This is a genomic window from Vibrio zhugei, assembly GCF_003716875.1.
GTDB lineage: Bacteria > Pseudomonadota > Gammaproteobacteria > Enterobacterales > Vibrionaceae > Vibrio > Vibrio zhugei.
In genome coordinates this window covers 1169620-1190333 of sequence record NZ_CP033078.1, presented here as the reverse complement: position 1 = coordinate 1190333, position 20714 = coordinate 1169620, and the positions used below count along the sequence as shown (strand labels likewise).

19 protein-coding genes are annotated in these 20714 nt (G+C 46.4%); 4 read left to right on the top strand and 15 right to left on the bottom strand.

The window, feature by feature from the left end:
* Window positions 1-27: 27 nt before the first annotated feature.
* The 5 genes from EAE30_RS10830 to htpX all read right to left on the bottom strand — a co-directional run bounded on the left by EAE30_RS10830 (window position 28) and on the right by htpX (window position 4248).
* Window positions 28-765: a DUF1365 domain-containing protein gene (locus EAE30_RS10830; RefSeq protein WP_123015926.1), complete on the bottom strand. Its 738-nt coding sequence runs from the start codon at window positions 763-765 to the stop codon at window positions 28-30.
* Window positions 765-2045 (bottom strand): NAD(P)/FAD-dependent oxidoreductase, encoded by a 1281-nt coding sequence (locus EAE30_RS10825; protein ID WP_123015925.1) that lies wholly within the window; start codon window positions 2043-2045, stop codon window positions 765-767. The genes EAE30_RS10830 and EAE30_RS10825 overlap by 1 nt, the downstream gene beginning before the upstream one ends.
* A 14-nt stretch (window positions 2046-2059) precedes the next feature.
* Window positions 2060-2782, bottom strand: a complete 723-nt coding sequence (locus tag EAE30_RS10820; RefSeq protein WP_123015924.1) for an SDR family NAD(P)-dependent oxidoreductase — start codon at window positions 2780-2782, stop codon at window positions 2060-2062.
* Complete coding sequence (locus EAE30_RS10815; protein ID WP_123015923.1) at window positions 2779-3198, bottom strand: nuclear transport factor 2 family protein; 420 nt, start codon at window positions 3196-3198, stop codon at window positions 2779-2781. Before EAE30_RS10815 ends, EAE30_RS10820 begins: the two co-directional genes overlap by 4 nt.
* 186 nt (window positions 3199-3384) lie before the next feature.
* Window positions 3385-4248, bottom strand: a complete 864-nt coding sequence (htpX, locus tag EAE30_RS10810) for a protease HtpX (RefSeq protein WP_123015922.1) — start codon at window positions 4246-4248, stop codon at window positions 3385-3387.
* 270 nt (window positions 4249-4518) lie between these two features.
* Here htpX and EAE30_RS18765 point away from each other — a divergent pair, with 270 nt between their 5' ends.
* Window positions 4519-4686, top strand: coding sequence for a hypothetical protein (locus tag EAE30_RS18765; protein ID WP_164711831.1), 168 nt, complete (start codon window positions 4519-4521; stop codon window positions 4684-4686).
* 126 nt (window positions 4687-4812) lie between these two features.
* Here EAE30_RS18765 and EAE30_RS10805 read toward each other — a convergent pair whose 3' ends face one another.
* The 6 genes from EAE30_RS10805 to EAE30_RS10780 form a co-directional block, all read right to left on the bottom strand.
* Window positions 4813-6609, bottom strand: coding sequence for a M4 family metallopeptidase (locus tag EAE30_RS10805; protein WP_123015921.1), 1797 nt, complete (start codon window positions 6607-6609; stop codon window positions 4813-4815).
* 375 nt (window positions 6610-6984) lie between these two features.
* On the bottom strand, window positions 6985-7665 hold the full coding sequence (gene bioD / locus EAE30_RS10800) for a dethiobiotin synthase (protein WP_123015920.1): 681 nt from the start codon (window positions 7663-7665) through the stop codon (window positions 6985-6987).
* A 459-nt stretch (window positions 7666-8124) separates the two neighbouring features.
* Window positions 8125-9432 carry a serine--tRNA ligase gene (gene serS / locus EAE30_RS10795; RefSeq protein WP_123015919.1) on the bottom strand — a complete coding sequence of 436 codons (1308 nt, stop codon included), beginning with the start codon at window positions 9430-9432 and terminating at the stop codon, window positions 8125-8127.
* A gap of 106 nt (window positions 9433-9538) precedes the next feature.
* Entirely contained in the window at window positions 9539-10891 is a 1353-nt protein-coding gene (locus EAE30_RS10790) for a replication-associated recombination protein A (RefSeq protein WP_123015918.1), read from the bottom strand.
* A 37-nt stretch (window positions 10892-10928) separates the two neighbouring features.
* On the bottom strand, window positions 10929-11528 hold the full coding sequence (lolA, locus tag EAE30_RS10785) for an outer membrane lipoprotein periplasmic chaperone LolA (protein WP_123015917.1): 600 nt from the start codon (window positions 11526-11528) through the stop codon (window positions 10929-10931).
* Between the two features lie 64 nt (window positions 11529-11592).
* Window positions 11593-12222 (bottom strand): YecA family protein, encoded by a 630-nt coding sequence (locus EAE30_RS10780; RefSeq protein ID WP_123015916.1) that lies wholly within the window; start codon window positions 12220-12222, stop codon window positions 11593-11595.
* A gap of 173 nt (window positions 12223-12395) precedes the next feature.
* Between EAE30_RS10780 and dusC the strand changes: the two genes are divergently transcribed.
* Window positions 12396-13346 carry a tRNA dihydrouridine(16) synthase DusC gene (gene dusC, locus EAE30_RS10775; protein WP_123015915.1) on the top strand — a complete coding sequence of 317 codons (951 nt, stop codon included), beginning with the start codon at window positions 12396-12398 and terminating at the stop codon, window positions 13344-13346.
* Window positions 13347-13456: 110 nt separating this feature from the next.
* Here dusC and EAE30_RS10770 read toward each other — a convergent pair whose 3' ends face one another.
* The 4 genes from EAE30_RS10770 to yfbV all read right to left on the bottom strand — a co-directional run bounded on the left by EAE30_RS10770 (window position 13457) and on the right by yfbV (window position 16876).
* Window positions 13457-14251 carry an ABC transporter ATP-binding protein gene (locus EAE30_RS10770; RefSeq protein WP_123015914.1) on the bottom strand — a complete coding sequence of 265 codons (795 nt, stop codon included), beginning with the start codon at window positions 14249-14251 and terminating at the stop codon, window positions 13457-13459.
* Window positions 14248-15186, bottom strand: coding sequence for an ABC transporter permease (locus EAE30_RS10765; protein ID WP_123015913.1), 939 nt, complete (start codon window positions 15184-15186; stop codon window positions 14248-14250). Before EAE30_RS10765 ends, EAE30_RS10770 begins: the two co-directional genes overlap by 4 nt.
* Before the next feature lie 56 nt (window positions 15187-15242).
* Window positions 15243-16208, bottom strand: coding sequence for an ABC transporter substrate-binding protein (locus EAE30_RS10760; RefSeq protein ID WP_123015912.1), 966 nt, complete (start codon window positions 16206-16208; stop codon window positions 15243-15245).
* Window positions 16209-16423: 215 nt separating this feature from the next.
* Window positions 16424-16876, bottom strand: a complete 453-nt coding sequence (gene yfbV / locus EAE30_RS10755) for a terminus macrodomain insulation protein YfbV (protein WP_123015911.1) — start codon at window positions 16874-16876, stop codon at window positions 16424-16426.
* A gap of 342 nt (window positions 16877-17218) precedes the next feature.
* Between yfbV and EAE30_RS10750 the strand changes: the two genes are divergently transcribed.
* Together EAE30_RS10750 and pta are read left to right on the top strand one after the other, a co-directional pair.
* Complete coding sequence (locus EAE30_RS10750; RefSeq protein WP_123015910.1) at window positions 17219-18415, top strand: acetate kinase; 1197 nt, start codon at window positions 17219-17221, stop codon at window positions 18413-18415.
* A 140-nt stretch (window positions 18416-18555) separates the two neighbouring features.
* Window positions 18556-20688: a phosphate acetyltransferase gene (gene pta, locus EAE30_RS10745; RefSeq protein ID WP_123015909.1), complete on the top strand. Its 2133-nt coding sequence runs from the start codon at window positions 18556-18558 to the stop codon at window positions 20686-20688.
* The last annotated feature ends 26 nt before the right edge of the window (window positions 20689-20714 follow it).

Below are 20714 nucleotides of genomic sequence, written 5' to 3'. Positions count from 1 at the left end.
GCTTCTCCTTAATTTCTAATTCTTATTCTAGCGTTCTGGGTGGTCATAAATGGGAACTTTTTTGCGCCATAATTTGAATGCTTCCCAATAAATCCCTGCGACCACTTTAATGGTCATGACGGGGGTTTTCATTAACAGCATAAGTAACTGTCGAGTCGTGAACGGCCGCCCTTTCATTAATAGCGTGGCATCAAATTCCTTATCTTCACGGTGGCATTCTAAATGGACAAACAGCTTCTCAGTCAACGGTTTGATGTTCCACTGGTAACCTTGATCGATGGGATTGAAGGGCGAAACATGGAATGTCTTAGGTTGTTGCCATCCATTGACGGGCTCATGTTCATCCGCCGATACCGCATAATAATGCCGCTCATTCCACGGCGTATTACTGACTTCGGCTAATAGATAACGAAACTGCTCCGCCTCATCGTATAAGTAGTAAAAGTTAACTGGGCTAAAATACAAACCGATATAACGTAAGTGAATGACTGCGATGACCTTGCCTGTCACACGCTGCCCAGTTAGCTCATGCACTTTGTCCTGCACGGCAGATTTTAAGTCGCCTTCGTGACCGACATAATCTGAGCGCTTGAAACGCGCCCAATGCCACCATGACTCACCCAAGCCCCATACTGAGGTTTTAAGCTCGCTCCATTCATCCAAATCAATGCAAGGCATAAACAGTCCATAATTCAAATCATGGCGGCGCGGGATGAAACGTCGATGGCGCACTTCCCCTACCATGAGCCGGCTAACCAACGCCATCACGCGGCCCCTTGCTCTGGCGAGGCATGTTCAACATACGCACTCATCGCCGTGACCACATCGAGCGCACTGCGAACCCCATCTTCATGAAAACCGTTATACCAGTACGCCCCACAAAACCAGACATGGTTATGCCCATTGATGTCACTGCGCCGCTGCTGAGCCTGTAAACCTTCGACCGTAAAGACGGGGTGATGATAAGTAAACTGCCGCAATATTTTTTTCTGATCGATGGCATCGTCTCGGTTTAACGTGACACAGAACGTTTGAGGTGACTCGATTTGTTGCAAGATGTTCATGTTATAGGTTACCGCAGGCAAGCGTTGCTCTTCATGCTGTTCGCCTTGCAGCCAATAATTCCAAGACGCCCATGCCGCTTGCCGCTTGGGTAAAATAGCCGTGTCAGTGTGCAACGTGACTTGGTTGGCTTGATAAGGAATCGCTCCTAATATTTCTTGCTCAAGCTCGGAGGCATCGGATAACAACCGCTTGGCTTGATCGCTGTGGCATGCAAATACCACTTCATCATAGGTGTCTGTGACGCCGTTACTGGTCACCAAAACACCGGAAGCGCTACGCTCAACACGACTCACAGGGGAATTTAAACGAATACGCTCGGCAAAATTTTTCGTCAACGGAGGGATATAACTGCGCGAGCCCCCTTCAATGACATACCACTGCGGTCGATTGGTAACATCGAGTAATCCATGATTCAAAAAGAAACGCAAAAAGAAATCGAGGGGGAACTGGCGCATATCCGCCAAACTTGACGACCAAATTGCCGCGCCCATCGGCAAAATGTAATTTTCGCAAAAATAGGCATTAAAACCATGCTCACTCAAAAAGGCGTCCAGCGTTTGTGAACGCGATACATCATTGATAGCGGCTTTAGCTAACTTATTAAAACGCAGTATGTCGGCGATGAATCGATAGAACTGAGGATTCAACACATTGCGTTTTTGAGCGAACAACGTACTCACCGTGTGACCGTTATACTCCAACCCATTACGATCATTTTTGACGCTAAAGCTCATTTCAGTCGCTTTACCTTTCACGCCAATTTCTTTCATCAAATGCATAAAATTAGGATAGGTACGATCGTTATAGACGATAAATCCAGTATCCACGGCATAGCTTTTTTCGGCGACGGTCACATCCACCGTTGCAGTATGTCCACCAATATAATCATTAGCTTCATACACCGTAATATCATGCTGTGAATGCAAATAGTACGCAGTCGTTAATCCTGAAATTCCGGACCCAATAATGGCCACTTTCATGACTGCTCTCCTTATTATTTAATTAATTTCTCAACGAGTTTTTGCTGCCAAGCATACGGCAACAACGCAATCAATCTCACGATAGCGGTAAATATCCAAGGCACATAAATATGAGAGTGTCGTTTCGCTAATTGCTTGCGAATTTTACGTGACGCTTCTTCCACCGGAATCATCATCGGCATATCAAAGGTATTTTTATCGGTTAGTGGTGTTTTGACAAAGCCCGGATAAATAATCGAAGTGGTGATGCCTTGCTTCGCCCATTCGGCCGCTTGTACGTTCAGTACATAACTCACAGCCGCTTTCGAGGCGCCATAGGCTTGTGACTGCGGTAACACCATCTCTCCGGCGATGGAACTGACAACGGCGACATGATCGCCATGGCGTAATAACGATTGCAACGCTTCAATACAATGCACCATGCCGTAAAAGTTCACATCCATCACACGCTTAACCAGAGCCGTATCCATATTGCCATTTTCGATATACTCACAAGTCCCCGCATTTAAGATCCATAAATCGGGAAATTGTGGCAAATCGCGAAATGCGATTTGGACTTGCTCCAAATCCGTGACGTCAAACGCAACAGGAGTAATGTTGGGATAGGTTTGAGCCAGCTCATTCAGTTGCGTTTGATTGCGTCCACAAGCGAGCACTGACCAATCCTCTTTGGCATAATCTTGCGCGAGCTGTAACCCAATCCCCGAGGTGGCGCCAGTAATCAATACACACGTCATTGTCCGAGCTTCCTTTTAATGGCTTTAATCACATGACCCAGTATCGGCAATTGCTCATACAGCATCTGCCCCAAATCAAAATAATCACGATGAAATATCACTTTATCATCTTGAAAATTAAGATGGGTTGTACCAGGAACCACAACAGGCCTTCCCCCATTTAACTTAGGATGAATCAGCGTCATTTGCCACACCAAAAAACCGACGTTGCCAAATTGATGATGTTGGTCAATGTCAAAGTCACATCGTTCCACGTTTTGATACAGCTCTGAGAAATAGGCACATAAGGAATCGATGCCTTCAATACGATGGGCCGCATCCTCGAACACAATATTATCGTGGTAAATGGTCGGTAATTGGTCGATATTGTCTTTGCTCAACGCTTGATAAAACTGCGCAACCGTTTCTGAATCCATAACTCACCCTAAGGTTATACAAAATAAAAATCCGTATAACATATAAGTTAGCTGAGTTTTGGTTTGTTGACAACTTAAATTAGTGAAGAATGATAAGCCCCCCTTGACGAGAGGGAGCGAGAGGAAAATCTGTTAACAAGAACATAAAACAAATAAAAAGCCAGCACGAATGCTGGCTTGACGACACTATTGCTGTTTTAGCGCATCAATACGCTTATCCAGTGGCGGATGGCTCATGAGAAGCTCAGTCATGGTGCGCTTACCCGTAATCCCAAAGGCCATCATCGACCCTTCAAGCTGGGATTCTTGGCTCATTTTTAAACGTTCGAGTGCGGCAATCATTTTATGCTTGCCCACCAAACGGGCAGACCCCGCATCAGCATGGAATTCACGATGACGGCTGTACCACATCGTAATAAAGCTCGCTAAGAAACCAAACACCAGCTCAAGTACCATAGACACCGCGAAATAGACAAGCACGTTGCTGCCCTCACCTTCATCGGAATCACGACTCGACACCATGTTCGCCACCACGCGAGATAAGAAGATGACAAAGGTATTCACGACCCCTTGCATCAGTGTCATGGTGACCATATCACCATTGGCAATATGGCTGATTTCATGCGCTAACACGGCTTCCGCTTCATCACGTGTCATATGATGTAACAAGCCCGTTGATACCGCGACTAAGGAATCATCGCGCTTTGCACCTGTGGCAAAAGCGTTCATATCTGGTGAGTCATAAATGGCAACACTCGGCATACCGATCCCAGCTTGCTGTGCCTGACGCTGTACCGTCTGTAATACCCAGTGTTCAGTTTCATTACGTGGGTTATCAATCACCGATCCCCCTACCGACATTAGCGCCATTTTCTTCGACATTAACAACGAAATAAATGAACCACCAAAACCAAATACCGCAGCCAATACTAACAATCCAGATAAGCTTCCTGGCTGCATTCCTGTCACTGCATAGACAATGTTCAGAACAATACTGAGCACCATCACGACCGCTAAGTTGGTCGCTAAGAATAACATGACTCGCTTCATCAACAATTCTCCAGACTGAAACGTAATAATCAAAATAGTTCACTGCATCATACGTGACAATGCACTAATTACCTATATATGGTCATAAAATTTAAAACCAACATCAGCAACTAAATTGCAACATTTCTTTACCAGAAATGAGCTTATATCCAACCGCCATAAAAACCAGACTCTACGACTATAGTCGCATTGAGTCTTGTGCTATTTGCCTATACGCTAACAGAGCATATGCAACTAAATCGATTTATCTTAACGTCAAAAGGAATGAACATGGCAGAAGCGAACTATCAGATGGCGATCGACCTTTTATGCTGTCACCTTGGTATTTCTGAAAAGGAAGCCAGAACGGAACTCGGGTTGCAAGAGCCAGTAACACAAGGGCCGTGCGATGATCAGCATTTTGCGATTAATTGGTCCGAGCTATTGCAAGACGATTAGCCCAATGTAGTGACCCGTCAAAGTCCATTACTCATGAGCTTATTCTGTCGATAACGTCGTTGTTTCCATAAAAAATTGACGTAAAAAAGCCCCGATGCGCAGCATCGGGGCTTTTTCGTTTCGCTCTTAGTATTGCGCCTGTAACGTCACGCCTGAATACGTTTTGTATCCTTTGAGTGAAATATAGTAGGTGCCTGCTTGAGGAGCAGAAAATGAGCATTGCTCAGTATTACCGCTTTTATATGGACGACAATCGAAATTATTGGTCGTTGGTTGGCGACCATATTTCACATACAAATCCACATCGCCTTGGCCACCGTACGTACGCACAATGAACTGAGATTTACCCGCTGGGACTTGAATACTAAAATCTTTCTCAGAGCCTGAACGACCTGATAAACCGGATACTGGCTTGCCATTGACTAAAACGGATGACGAAGGTTGATCAGAGCCTGTACCACAAGATGCATCAACATCCACTTTGCTAAACGCAGACGTCACATCTGCAGTACTGTAGCCCAAATCGTTGGCCGCTTTCACCGCCCCACACGCAGCGTCATCGTAATCAGAGTTGGCGTTCCAATACAACTGGTTTGCTTTAACAAAAACGGTAAAGGCTTTCTTGGTATTCCAACCTTGCGTTGTCGCTAATAGATAGTAGGCACGGTTAAACACCCCTGAACTGTAATGCACATCCAGTCCATTATAATAGTCATTCGCGCTATCAATCGACGCACCATCACGACTTGGGCGATCCATATAGCGCAACGCGCCACTGGCTTTGAAGATCTCTGCACCAATCTTCCAATCATTCGTGCCTTTCATGTAGTATTCGACCGCTTCGCCTGCCATATCAGAGAACGCTTCGTTAATACCGCCGCTTTGACCATCATACGTCAGTCCTGAGTTTTGCTCAGTAAAACCGTGTGACACTTCGTGGCCAGACACATCCAAACTCACCAACGGATAAAAACGCGAACCGCCATCACCAAATGTCATTCCCGTTCCGTCCCAGAATGCATTTTGATAATTTTGCCCATAGTGAACACGCATTTGCAGTTTGAATGTCAAAGGTGCGGTGTTAAACCAATCCTGGTACATATCAAAAATGACGTTACCAAAATAGTGCGCGTCATTCGCCGGAGAATACGCACCATTGACATAGTCTTCTGGGCTATTCGGGCAACTAAATTGAACGATCTTACCGCCGGACTCACGCCCCTGCATATCAATCGTTTCAACTTTATCATTGGTCATCGCGCAATTATCACTGACGATGAGGTAGCCATAATCGGTGCCGTAAAAATACTCGCCCGTTTTTTCATTACCACCGGGTCCTGTGGCTTGGCGATCGTGCGCTAATTGTTCCCATTGTTTTAAAATCTGGCCGTTTACGGCATCCACAATCGTAAATGGACGAGACGGTTTCGGAGACATTAATAACACATCGACTAAGTAAACCAAGTGAGCTTTATTGCTGTCATCCAACCAAATATAAAGTTTGGCACTGCTACGTTTTGATGTTTCTAACCCTTTGTCTTGCAACACCGTTTGAATGGCTTGCTTATCATTTAGCTTGGGGGTAACAGAAAATACGTCATCGTTGATACCTTGAACGTATTTACCATTTAAATTGGCGTACAGACCTTGCTGGTTCACATCTGCCACTAAAGAATGACCATACACTTCAACGCCTTTATAATATTGCTTCACTCGGGCTTTGGTTTTATTGCCAACACTGACCGTTTTCGTACTTTTCAGTGTTTGATTCGCTAAACCCAATTGTGCCGCTGGATTTGCGCTAGGTGCCATATTTTTCGCCTGCGCACTATTGGGCGATAAGTTCACGATCGTGGCAGCAGATACCGCCGAAGAGAATAAGCCAGCAGAGATCAATGCTGACGCTAATAACGTCAATTTCATGTATTGGTTCCTTCCAAAAGTTAAACAAACAATTACCCCAAACAATTTAGAGTAATTACGTTAACTATTAGACGTTATTAAAAAATATTCAATCGCTGCACAATTTAAGCATTTCCGTATAAAAGACCATATTTTTGGCAAATAAATCAATTAATACAATAAAATCAAATAATTAATAAAATATAAAAATATAAATAAGATCAAAATTTAATCTCTAAAAATATTATTATAAATAGCTATGTTTTATCGTTGCTCCCAAAAATTAAAATTCAGAGATTTATCCTATAAAAAATCATTGAAATCAAATAAATAAAAAGTTAGCCACGATAAATATCACACTCGGAATTCCACAATAACCAAGCGGGTATCACCGCATCATTCTATCGCACGTTCTAACGTCAGATACTTGCCAAGATCACGCCGCAGTGCACTCGGCACATAAGGTATTTCACCTAATTTAGGGCTATCTAAACACGATTCTAACGTGTGAATAATTTCAGCATAATGTTCCGTCCCCGGATTGATACGATTCGCCACCCAGCCGACCAACTGTAATCCATCAGAGCGAATCGCTTCTGCTGTCAATAAGGCGTGATTAATACAACCGACTTGTATGCCGACCACCAGCACAACCGGAATATTCGCTCGTGCCACCCAGGTCGATAAACACGTGGTTTTCGCGAGAGGAACACGCCACCCACCGATGCCTTCAACGACCACCACGTCAGCATGGTCACGGTGCTTTGCTAGTGCATTATCTAATACATCATAGGTGACATCGACACCTTCATGTTCCGCCGCGATATGCGGTGATGTGCGTAGCGGCAACATATAAGGATTGACATCGTGGTAGTCAGCAGGCTCCGTTGCCGCTTGCATCAAATACGCCGCATCTTGGTTCACATAGCCAAGCTCTGTGTTATCACAGCCGGTCGATACAGGCTTATAGCCAATGGTGGTGAGATGTTGCTCAGCCAATACTTGCAACATCGCTTTTGCGACCACTGTTTTACCTACCCCGGCATCCGTGCCTGCAATAAAAAATACCTGCCCCATAATATCCATCCTTTTCAGTACATGATTATCGTCAGCGAGACTCACGCTATAACCATCAGTGTATGCCACTCAAAACGACTCTCGATTGCGCTAACGCAATTTTTTATATCCTGATATGACAAACTCAAATAACTGTTGATGCATATCAAATATTGTCAGTAAGAATGAAAAAGAGGACAAAAAAAATCCCGCCATAAAGGCGGGAAAAGAACGGGAGCATTTTCTACTATCAATTTATATAAAGCAAACTTCATACCAGCATCACAGCGCCCGTCCATCAAGGTTTATCATCATACTCATCTCGTGAACGCGTCATAGGCGCGCCATCTTGGTGCGCTGTGCTTCACGTTCGAGCACGCCCAGCATCGCACTCAAGATGTTTTGTGGTTAGCGCGTACCATTTCCCTCAGCAAAAAAAACCAGCCGTTAGGCTGGTTTTTATCACAATAACACGCAACGTTACCCAATATGAGTCAATCCATTCATGTATTTTTGCAATACTTGTGGAATCTCGATACGGCCATCCGCTTGCTGGTTATTTTCCAAAATGGCCACCATAGTACGACCAACCGCTAAACCGGAACCATTAAGCGTATGAACAAGCTCAGGCTTCTTCTGACCTTGACGGCGGAAGCGTGCTTGCATGCGACGAGCTTGGAAATCACCGGTATTTGAGCAAGAAGAAATCTCACGATAGGTATTTTGCGCCGGAACCCATACTTCCAGATCGTAAGTTTTCAGTGCACCAAAGCCCATATCACCCGTACATAGGATCACTTTACGATAAGGGAGTTCCAGTAACTGCAACACTTTCTCAGCATGGCCAGTTAATTGCTCTAGCGCTTCCATCGAGTCTTCTGGTTTGGTGATTTGCACTAATTCCACTTTATCGAATTGGTGCATACGAATCAGACCTCGTGTATCTCGGCCGTAAGAGCCTGCTTCCGAACGGAAACACGGCGTATGTGCGGTCATTTTCAGTGGCAATTGATCTTCATCGACAATCTCGTCACGAACAAGGTTCGTCACTGGGACTTCTGCGGTAGGGATCAATGATAAGCGACGCAACTCTTCGTCATCCACTTTTTCTGTGAGTGGCTCAGTATGATAAAGATCAGCACCAAATTTTGGCAACTGACCCGTACCATACAAACTATCGGCATTCACAAGATAAGGTACGTACAATTCAGTGTAACCATGTTGTTCCGTATGCAAGTCCAGCATAAACTGGGCAATGGCACGGTGCAGGCGAGCAAATTGCCCTTTCATGACGACAAAACGCGCCCCAGTGAGTTTCGTTGCGCTCGCAAAATCAAGACCGTCGCCCATTTCACCAAGATCAACATGGTCTTTGACTTCAAAGTCGTAAGTCTTTGGCGTGCCCCAACGCGATACTTCGACATTATCGTCTTCATCTTTACCCTCTGGGACTTCATCCGCAGGGATATTCGGAATGCCCATCGCAATCGCATCCAGTTCGTCTTGAATGCCAGTCAGCTCAACTTTTTTGGCATCGAGATCGTCGCCTAAAGATCCAATCTGCTGTTTGATCGCTTCAGCGCCTTCTTTATCGCCTTTCGACATCAACTGACCAATTTGCTTGGAGATGGAGTTACGCTTGGATTGTAAATTTTCAACTTCGACTTGAATGGACTTGCGTTTTTCTTCAAGTGAACGAATGGTATCTACGTCGAGTTGGTAACCGCGACGCGCGAGTTTTGCTGCTGTTTCATCCAGCTCAGCACGAAGTAATTTAGAATCCAGCATTGCTAATCCTATGCTTTTATTGATTAACGAAAAGAGACACTTGCACATTATTTAATCAGCACAAATGCTTATGATAGTTTACTCTGACAAAGATAACGAAAAGACGCTATTTTTCATAGCGCTTTTGTGGGCTTTTTGTGTCTAAATCGGCCAAATACTCTAACTTCTGACCAATTTTTATTTCTAAACCGCGATTTGTTGGCTCGTAATAGCGAGTGCCTTGCATTTCCGGAGGTAAATAGCGTTCACCCGCGGCGTAGGCACCGGGCTCATTGTGTGCATAACGATATTCCTCGCCATACCCCATCTCTTTCATCAGACGTGTGGGGGCATTACGTAAATGAACCGGAACTTCATATTCTGGTAATTGCTGAGCATCACTGAGCGCTTGTTTCCAAGCCGTGTAAACAGCATTACTCTTCGGTGCACACGCGAGATAGACAATCGCTTGGGCGATGGCACGCTCCCCTTCTGCTGGCCCTACTCGTGTAAAACAATCCCATGCGGCTAACGCCACTTGCATGGCTTTGGGATCGGCATTACCAATATCTTCGGATGCGATAGCGAGTAAACGTCGGGCAATATACAAAGGATCACCACCAGCCGAAATAATCCGCGCCGCCCAATACAAAGCACCGTCAGGATTAGACCCACGGATGGATTTGTGCACAGCCGAAATTAAGTCGTACCAGATATCCCCCTTATTATCAAAACGCGCCACTTTCTCTCCAGCGACCTCGGCGAGTAAAGGCAGGGTCACTTGCTTAACGCCTTGATCCTCCTCCGCCATGTCATACAGTAGCTCAAGATAATTCAGCGACATACGCGCATCACCGTTCACCAGTTCCGCTAACTGCTGCAAAGTATTCTCATGGAAGTGTGCACGTTGATGACCAAGCCCACGTGCGTCATCATTGATGGCTTGCTGTAAGGCTTGTAAGATTTCATCCGTCGTTAATGAGGTAAGTTTGTAAACCCGCGCCCGCGAGAGCAACGCGTTATTTAACTCAAAAGAAGGGTTCTCTGTGGTTGCCCCAATAAAGGTGACCGTGCCGTCCTCGATGTGCGGCAAAAAGGCATCCTGCTGGGACTTATTAAAACGATGCACCTCATCAACAAACAAAATGGTCCGCCGACCAGCGAGCTTGTTCTCGCGCGCTTTTTCAATCGCAATGCGAATGTCTTTCACACCGGAGGTCACCGCAGATACCCTTTCAACTTCCGCATTGGCATAATTGGCCGCCACTTCTGCTAGGGTTGTTTTCCCAGTACCGGGAGGACCCCATAGAATCATCGAGTGTAATTGGCCCGCTTCCAGGGCTCGGCGTAAAGGTTTTCCCGGGCCGAGAATGTGCTGCTGACCAATGTATTGCTCGACCGTTTGCGGGCGCATACGCGCAGCTAGGGGACGAAAATCTTCGTCCCCTGAGAAATCGAGAGTTAAGCTATAGTTGTCCACCTAATGTTCCCTAGATACTGTGGGAGATTAGCTCAGATTACTGGCGCTGATCATCGACTTCAACCCCTTTAGGCAGTTGAAAGATAAATAAGCTTTTGGCAGGTTTACCTGATTTTACATCAGAAAAAGTAAAGAGACTTTTTTGGCCATCTTTTTCGATGACGTTAAATCCTTCAACCACGCCTTTATCATTGATGGTAATTTGGAATTTACCTTGGGTGCTATCCGTTTTATTCGGTACCAACGTAAACACATCCCCTTTTTCCGTGACTTGATAAGCATTCCAGTCACTCTTACGGTTACGAGTCAACAGCACAAAAGGCGTTTGCTCTGAGGCTTGCTCGGGATCGTAAATCGTCACTTGTTCAACAAACGGATTGTAATACCACAATGTTTTTCCATCAGAAACCAGCAAGTTTTGATCGGGTTTTTGTGTTTCCCAACGAAATAAATTAGGGCGCGCGATATTCACAAACCCATTCCCATTGACCACGACTTCTCCGTCTGGGCTAACCACTTTCTGTTCGAATTTAGCGCTAAAGCCATCGGTCATCGCCAAACGTTCACTCAATACATCTTTTGGCGCCGCTAACACAGAAAAACTGCAAAGCGCTAGCGCTGCACACCATAATTTCATTTGATTCTCCAGTTCTGATTGGTCTTATTCACTTATAAAGGTTTTCATAAACACTGTGTCAGCATCAGGTGGGAATTGACCCGTTCCGGCCGCAACATTGTTTGAACTTTTTCTCACTGCCACACGGACATGGATCATTTCGCCCCACGTCTTTATAGGGGTTGATACTTTGTGCTTGCGCGCCCAGTAATTGCTCATCGGCGGCCAACGCCACTTCCTGAACCATGATATCCAATTGAGGTTGCAGGTCTTGCAAACAAGGTGGCGCTTCAATCCCAGCGGCTTTCATGCTGGCTTGTGTCTCTGCTTCATCAATCGCAAGCATCATCGTTGTCAGTAGCGCTTGCAACATGCGCACCGCACCATCACTCATCGTATGTAAATGCCATTTAGGCTCAATGTAGGGCCATACTGACATAAACCCTTCGGCTAATTCCGCTAAAGCATCATCATGTTCATCGCTCAATAAATCAAGTAATGAATAAGCATTTTGCTTCAGTGCTAAATATTGCTGTTGTAAATGCGCTTCAATCACGCGTGTGGCTGTTACGTCCGCTTCAGGAATCACGTGTTGTAACCAAGTCTCAGGTGGTAACGGATCCGTCGTAAAATTTGCGGCTAATACCGCCCCTTCAATAAATAGAGGCGTCTCTTCTATTTCAATAGCGTCCTTCGAAATTAACGCGTAAGTCATATCAGTCTCAACAATTAGGTTTTGGCATAGTATAACGAGATTTATTAAGAATTAATTACTACAAGAACGAAAATACTGTGATCTTACTCGCGCTTGATTAGTGCATGAACAACCCGTGACATTTCCAGTGGACCACACTACAATTCGTCCTCCTCAAATCAATGTGAAGATCTATGCGAGTCATCTTAGGCCCTATGGAAGGTGTGTTAGACCACCTCATGCGCGAACTACTAACAGAAATTAACGATTACGACCTGTGTGTCACTGAGTTTGTGCGTGTGGTCAGCCAACCGATCCCAAACCATGTGTTCTATCGTTTGTGTCCGGAGTTAAAAACCGCATCAAGAACACGCTCGCACGTACCTGTTCGCGTCCAGTTACTCGGGCAAGATCCCGAATGGATGGCATTTAATGCAGTCAGAGCGGCAGAGTTGGGCGCGGATGGTATTGATCTCAATTTTGGTTGCCCCGCAAAAACGGTCAATAAAAGCCGTGGCGGCGCCGCCTTGTTGCAGACACCAGAGCTGATCTATCAAGTCGTAAAGGCATGCCGGCAAGCCGTCTCCAATGAGATTCCGGTTACTGCAAAAATTCGACTCGGCTGGGATGACCCCGAAGATTGCTATGAGATTGTCGATGCCGTAGAGCAAGCCAACGCCGATGAATTAACGATCCACGCACGAACCAAAACCGGGGGGTATAAAGCCAGTGAAATTAAATGGGACTATTTAAAAAAGCTGCGTGAAAAAACACCCATGTCATTGGTGGCCAATGGGGAAATTTGGAATCATGAGGATGCTCAGCGTTGTATGGCACTTTCAGGCATTCACGATCTCATGATCTGCCGTGGAGCCTTAACCACCCCCAATTTGGGCAATGTAGTCAAACATAACCACGCCGCTATGGCATGGTCAGAGGTCGTAGAACTGTTAATCCGTTATTCACAGTATGAAATGAGCGGCGATAAGAACAAATATTACCCTAATCGAGTGAAGCAATGGTTTACCTTTTTACGTCAAGGGTACCCAGAGGCCAAAGACTTATTTCGTGACATTCGTACCTTCAACGCCGCCGATCCTATTGTTGACCACCTGCAGCGCTATCGAGATACTTTGTCTGCCTAAGTCACCACTGTGATAAATCACCCTGTAGTAAAGAAAAGCGCGAGCGTCTCGAGACGCTCGCGCTTTGCTTAGCAGAGTGATGACTCATCGCGCTTTATGACAACCGAACGTTATGACAACAGTAAGGCATCATCCGTTACACTCTCGCCTCGTACTGTTGAGAACATCTCTAATAGCTCGGGTAGCCCCATCGCAGCACGTTGCTCCCCTTGCACATCTAACACAACATTGCCTTGATGTAGCATGACCGTACGGTCACCACAATCAAGCGCATCACGCATTGAGTGAGTCACCATCATCACGGTCAACTTAAATTCAGCCACAATACGCTTCGTTAACTCATTAATAAACGATGCCATGCGGGGATCAAGCGCCGCGGTATGCTCGTCTAGTAACAATAATTGACTCTCTGCAAGGGTTGCCATCACTAAGCTTACTGCTTGGCGCTGTCCGCCGGATAACAAGCCAATACTGTCGCTCAAACGATCTTCCAAGCCCAACCCTAAAATGCTAATACGCTCTTGGAATAACCGTCGGCGTTTCGCTCCTAACGCCAACGTCCATCCTCGTGTTTTACCACGCTGATAAGCCAGAGCCATATTTTCTTCAATCGTGAGCGAACTGCACGTGCCAGCCAATGGATCTTGAAAGACACGCGCGCACAGCTTGGCTCTTTGATGAACGGACTGACGCGTGACATCTGTACCACCAATGATAACTTGACCGTGGTTAATCGCGGTCTCACCTGTCACCGCGCCAAGCAGCGTTGACTTACCGGCGCCATTTGAGCCGATGACTGTGAGAAATTCGCCTTGCTCTACGGTTAAATTCACGCCGCGCAGCGCGGGGTTTTCCAAGACGGTCCCTGGATTAAACGTCACCTGAATATCATTTAATTGAATCATCGTGACTCTCCTGTCGACGGATTAGCGTGGGAAGGTGTCGTCGCCGCTTTCATGGCAGAACGTCGCGTTCGCGCGCGTTTCATTTTGGGTAGTACCAAGGCTAAGGCCACCAGCACCGCGGTCACTAAGTTTAAATCCGACGCTTCCAAACCGAACATGCCCGAACTGAGAGCAAAGGCAACCGCAAGACGATAAACAATCGAGCCAACCACAACGGCGAGAATCGCCACCCAAATTTTCTTACCGGGGATGAGCGTTTGCCCAAGAATCACGGCTGCAAGCCCAACAACAATCGTTCCGACACCTGAGGTAACGTCCGCAAAACTGTTGGTTTGCGCAAATAACGCCCCCGCAAACCCCACAAAACCGTTGGAGATGGCCAAACAAAAATAGGTATAAAACCCCGTATTCGCCCCTTGTGCGGCGACCATACGCGCATTCACTCCGGTCGCACGCATCCCTAAGCCAAAATCGCTATTCAATAACCGCACGACGAACCAAGCCGATAGCAACACCAATAGACCGACCACGAGCGGGCGCACGTACATGGCCTCCCCCCATGATTCAAAGGGTGTCAAAATGGTATCTTGCCCTAGCAGGGCCATATTAGGGCGCCCCATGATACGAATATTGATAGAAAAAGCCGCGATCATGGTAAGAATGGAAGCCAATAAATTGAGTATTCCACAGCGTACCGTCAAGAAGGCCGTTACCCATCCCATTGCCGCACTGACAATGATCGCCATCCCCGTCGCCAGCCACGGATTGATCCCCGCGGTAATCGCCGTCGCCGCAACCGCCACCCCCATCGGGAAGGTGCCATCGACACTGAGGTCGGGAAAATCTAACACTCGAAAGGTTAAGTACACTCCCAATGCAACCAATCCATAGATAAGCCCAATTTCGAGTGCGCCAAAAAATGCAAAAGCAGACATCGTCATTTCCTTATTACTGCTTTAAATTCTCTCCAAAATTTGGAGTGAACTTAGTATTATTCAACTTTCGTCGCACGAGCCAACACCGATTGCGGGATGGTAATGCCTAATTTTTTGGCAGCGGTTTGATTTAAAATAAGATCCGAGCCCTTTGCCACTCGCACAGCCATATCACCGGGTTGTTTACCGTTCAATATATCCACGACATACTCGGCGGTTTGCTGTCCAATTTGATAATAATCGAATCCCAAGCTCGCAATGGCTCCGCGTTTGACATACGACGTCGCCGCGCCAAACACGGGCGTTTTCGCTTGGTTCGCAGCAACGACCATGCCTTCAATTGCGCTGGCTACGGTATTATCAATCAAGGCATAAATAATGTCCGATTTAGCTGCGATTGCTCGTGTAGCCGATTGCACATCAGCACTTTTTAAGGCTGTCGCTTCTACGACTTTGATGCCCGCTTTGGCGGCAGATACTTTCAATAACTGCATCAGACTGACCGAGTTCGCTTCGCCTGGGTTATATACTACACCGATAGACTTCACTGCAGGCATGATTTCTTGAATTAATGCCACGTGTTGAGCAACCGGAGATAAATCAGACAATCCCGTAATATTGGCACCAGGATGTTGCAAGTTTTTCACTAATTTGGCGCCGACTGGGTCAGTCACGGCAGTAAATACGACTGGAATAGTGCGCGTCATTGCGGCTAACGCTTGCGCTGTGGGCGTGGCAATACCGACTAAGACATCCGGTTTTTCTCCAACAAATTGACGCGCAATCTGCACGGCAATCGCAGGGTTGCCTTGCGCGGTTTTATAATCGAAATTGAGATTTTTGCCGGGCTCATAACCGCGGGCTTTTAAACCATCAAGTAAGCCGTTACGCGTTGCATCAAGCGCTGGGTGTTCGACAATTTGTGACACTGCAACAGTCACCGTTTTCGCCAAAGTGGCTGGGGATATAGCTAGGCAGGCACCTGCAACGATAGCAGTGCTGATCCATTGACGTGCTTTCATCATTCTCTCCTTGAATTAAAGCCAATCTAAAACGTCGTCTAATGTGACATCGCATCCTCTGCGATACCTCATTATTAACAGTATCGATTAAGAAAGAAAAGCATCAACAGAGAAAATAGCCAGAAATCCGTGAAGTAAGGAATGAAAACAATAAAAAACCTCTGAACGCCTTCACGCCAGAGGTCATGTATTAACCGAATTGATTGTCCGATATCCTAGAACCAGCGTTCAAACACCGAGTCATCGAGCTGACGGAATGCACGGTTTAACACTTGTGCCAGCTCTTTATACCGTGGTTTGGATTTAGCCGGTTCAAGGGCAAACCCAGAATCCAGAATTTTCTGATGAATTTCTCGATACCAAGAAGCTAAACTGGGGGGAAGTGCCGTATTCGCTCTTTGCCCTAACCACCAAATACCTTGAATCGGCAAGCTCATCGCAAACAACGCTACGATGATAGCTTGTGGCATCGCCGCTTGATTGTGAAACACCATTTGCGTCAATACACTGATCGCCGCCACAGCAGGCATCACTTTGACCGCGAACTTGGTCGCTTTTATAATGCGCTGCTCTGGAAACATGGGATTGAGCTCTTTACGAACCGGCCAAGCGTCCATATATTTCTGGCCATCTTTTAAACAATACATGATGCCGACTTTATTATTCATACGTACTTCTCACTCTTCTGGCCGCTATTTCCTAAAAAATAGTTGAATGATTCAACAAACGACATAAAAAATTGACCAAAGCTAATAACGTTTCAAATAATTTTTTGTTATATTAGCGCACTGTCACTATCCTTTGCGGACTTGTATGCTTCATCGAACTCATCATACAGACAGTATGGCAGTGTAGAAGCAGATTAGCACGGAACTTGGTGACATTTTTTGAGCCTTTGTCACTTATCGAGGACAAGGACTGATTTATTGACCAAGACTAGTACGAATCTAACGAGATTTCTATGGTTTTGGAAAAATTTTGCCCCCTAATTAATGTATAGGTAGTTACTCATGTCTAAGCTGGTTTTAGTTTTAAACTGTGGTAGTTCATCGCTTAAGTTTGCGATCGTTGACGCTACGAATGGCGAAGAACATCTCACAGGTCTTGCCGAGTGCTTGCACCTTTCTGATGCTCGTATCAAGTGGAAACTTGACGGTAAGCACGAAGCTCAACTTGGCAGTGGTGCCGCTCATGATGAAGCATTAAACTTTATCGAAGAAACGATTCTTGCTTCTAAACCAGAATTGGCAGAACAGCTTAAAGCCATTGGTCACCGTATCGTACATGGTGGCGAGAAGTTCACTAAATCAGCATTGATCGATGATAGTGTCATCGCCGGCATTGAAGACAGCGCTACATTTGCACCGCTTCATAACCCAGCCCATATCATTGGGATTAAAGCGGCAATGAAAGCATTCCCTGGACTTAAAAACGTGGCCGTATTTGATACCGCGTTCCACCAAACCATGCCAGAGGAAGCGTACCTATACGCATTGCCATACAGTCTATATAGAGACCATGCCATTCGTCGTTACGGCATGCACGGTACCTCTCACCTGTTTATTACTCGTGTTGCGGCTGAGCGTCTCGGTAAGCCTGCAGACGAGTTGAACATCATCAACTGTCACTTAGGTAACGGCGCCTCTGTATGTGCGATTAAAAACGGTAAATCAGTCGACACATCCATGGGTCTAACTCCGCTAGAAGGCCTAGTGATGGGCACTCGTTGTGGTGATATCGACCCTGCAATCATTTTTCATCTATATAACGCTCTTGGCTATTCAATGGAAGAAATTGGTACCATGCTGACCAAAGAATCCGGTCTACAAGGGTTAACTGAAGTGTCTTCAGATTGTCGTTTCGTTGAAGACAACTACGGTAAAAAAGAAGAAGCAACACGCGCTATGGACGTGTTCTGTCATCGCCTAGCAAAATACGTGGCGGGTTTCACGGCCACTCTAGACGGCCGTCTTGATGCGATCGTGTTCACGGGTGGTATTGGTGAAAACTCAGCGCCAATCCGTGAAATGGTCCTCAACCGTCTGGCTATTTTGGGTGTTGATGTAGACAGTGACGCCAACCTTAAAGCCCGCTTCGGTGGCGAAGGCGTCATCACGACAGAAGCGAGTCGTGTACCAGCGATGGTGATTTCAACTAACGAAGAAATGGTCATTGCAGAAGATACTGCGCGTCTAGCAGGTATCTAAACAACTCCACTGGCTAACATCATGTTAGCCAGTGCTTTATTGGGGCTTAACTCCTATTCCTAAGGAATAAGAAGTTAGGCTTTACTCATTCAGTCTAATCATGGGTTAGATTGTTATCGACAGCTAGAGGTATTGAATCAATGTCCCGCACTATTATGCTAATCCCTATTAGCTCAGGCGTCGGCCTTACCAGCATCAGCATGGGTACTCTCCGTGCCGCTGAACGTAAAGGCGTGAGCGTTTCTTTCTACAAGCCAATTTCTCAACCTCGTCAAGGCGGCGATGGCCCAGATTTGACATCGACTATCGTTGGTCAAGAGATCAAGACCGCCGAGCCTATCGCGATGTCTGTTGCGGAAAACTGGCTAGGTAACGAACAATCCGATGTACTACTAGAAACGATTGTCGAGCGTTACAACCAAGTCAACACAACAGAAGTGACCTTGATTGAAGGTTTGGTACCAACACGTAAGCATCCATTCGCCAACCAAGTCAACGCCGATATCGCCGCGACACTTGGCGCGGAAATTGTGTTTGTTGCAAGCCCTGGGCTGGATAACCCAACACAATTAAAAGAGCGCATTGAAGTAGCATGCTCTCACTTTGGTGGTACAAAAAATAAAAACATCAAAGGCGTCATCATCAATAAACTGAATGCGCCAGTGGATGAAGCGGGCCGTACTCGCCCTGACCTATCTGAAATGTTTGACGGTAGCGATGCTGCTAAGCAAGCCAATTTAGAAGTCATGGAAATTTTCAACACCAGCCCTATCCGCGTATTGGGCTGTGTGCCTTGGAACATCGACTTAATTGCCACCCGCGCAATCGATATGGCGAAGCACTTGAACGCAGACATCATCAACCAAGGTGATATCAACACGCGCCGCATCAAGAGCATCACATTCTGTGCTCGTTCAATCCCCAATATGATTGAACACTTCAAGCCAGGTTCATTGCTCGTCACCTCTGCGGACCGTCCTGATGTCATCGTTGCTGCAGCCCTTGCTGCAATGAACGGCGTGGAAATCGGTGCGATCCTATTAACCGGTGGTTACGACATTCCAACTGAGATTGTCGATCTATGTAAGCCCGCCTTTGATTCCGGTTTACCGGTTTTCAAAGCACAAGGCAACACATGGCAGACTTCTCTGAACTTACAAAGCTTCAGCTTAGAAGTCCCAGCCGATGATAAAGAGCGTGCCGAGCACGTCAGCGATCACGTTGCAGGACACATTGATGGCCCATGGATTGATTCGCTCGCCGAAGGCACTCAAGGTATCCGTCGTCTAAGCCCACCAGCATTCCGTTACCAGTTAACAGAATTCGCTCGTAAAGCAGGTAAGCGTATTGTCTTGCCTGAAGGTGATGAACCTCGTACCGTTAAAGCGGCAGCGCTGTGTGCTGAACGTGGCATCGCCAACTGTGTTCTGTTGGGCAACCCTGAAGAAATCAAACGTGTTGCCGCTCAGCAAGGCGTTCAGTTAGGTGCCGGCGTTGATATCATCGATTCAGACTCTGTCCGTGAAAAATACGTGGCGCGTCTTGTCGAATTACGTGCCAAAAAAGGCATGACGGAAGTGGTTGCACGTGAAAAACTCGAAGACTCGGTTTTCCTTGGTACGATGATGCTAGAAGCTGGCGAAGTCGACGGTTTGGTTTCTGGTGCCGTTCATACCACAGCCAACACGATTGTGCCTCCATTCCAAATCATCAAGACAGCACCGAACGCGTCAATCGTATCCTCTATCTTCTTCATGCTACTGCCTGATCAAGTATTGGTATACGGCGACTGTGCGATCAACCCAGATCCAACCGCTGAACAGCTCGCAGAAATCGCGATTCAATCGGCTGACTCTGCCGCCGCTTTCGGTATTGATCCACGCGTCGCAATGATTTCCTACTCAACCGGGACATCAGGTAAAGGCGCGGATGTCGATAAAGTGCGTGAAGCAACGAAATTGGCACAAGAAAAACGTCCTGATCTCGTTATCGATGGTCCACTTCAATACGACGCAGCTATCATGGAAAACGTGGCGGCCTCAAAAGCACCAAATTCTCCAGTAGCAGGTAAAGCAACTGTCTTTGTATTCCCAGATCTCAACACAGGTAATACAACGTATAAAGCTGTGCAACGTTCAGCCGATCTCGTTTCAATCGGTCCAATGCTGCAAGGTATGCGTAAACCAGTGAACGACCTTTCTCGTGGCGCATTGGTTGACGACATTGTTTACACCATCGCGCTTACCGCGATTCAAGCCACTCAGCAGCAATAATTGCCAGTTGGCCTGACATAATAAAA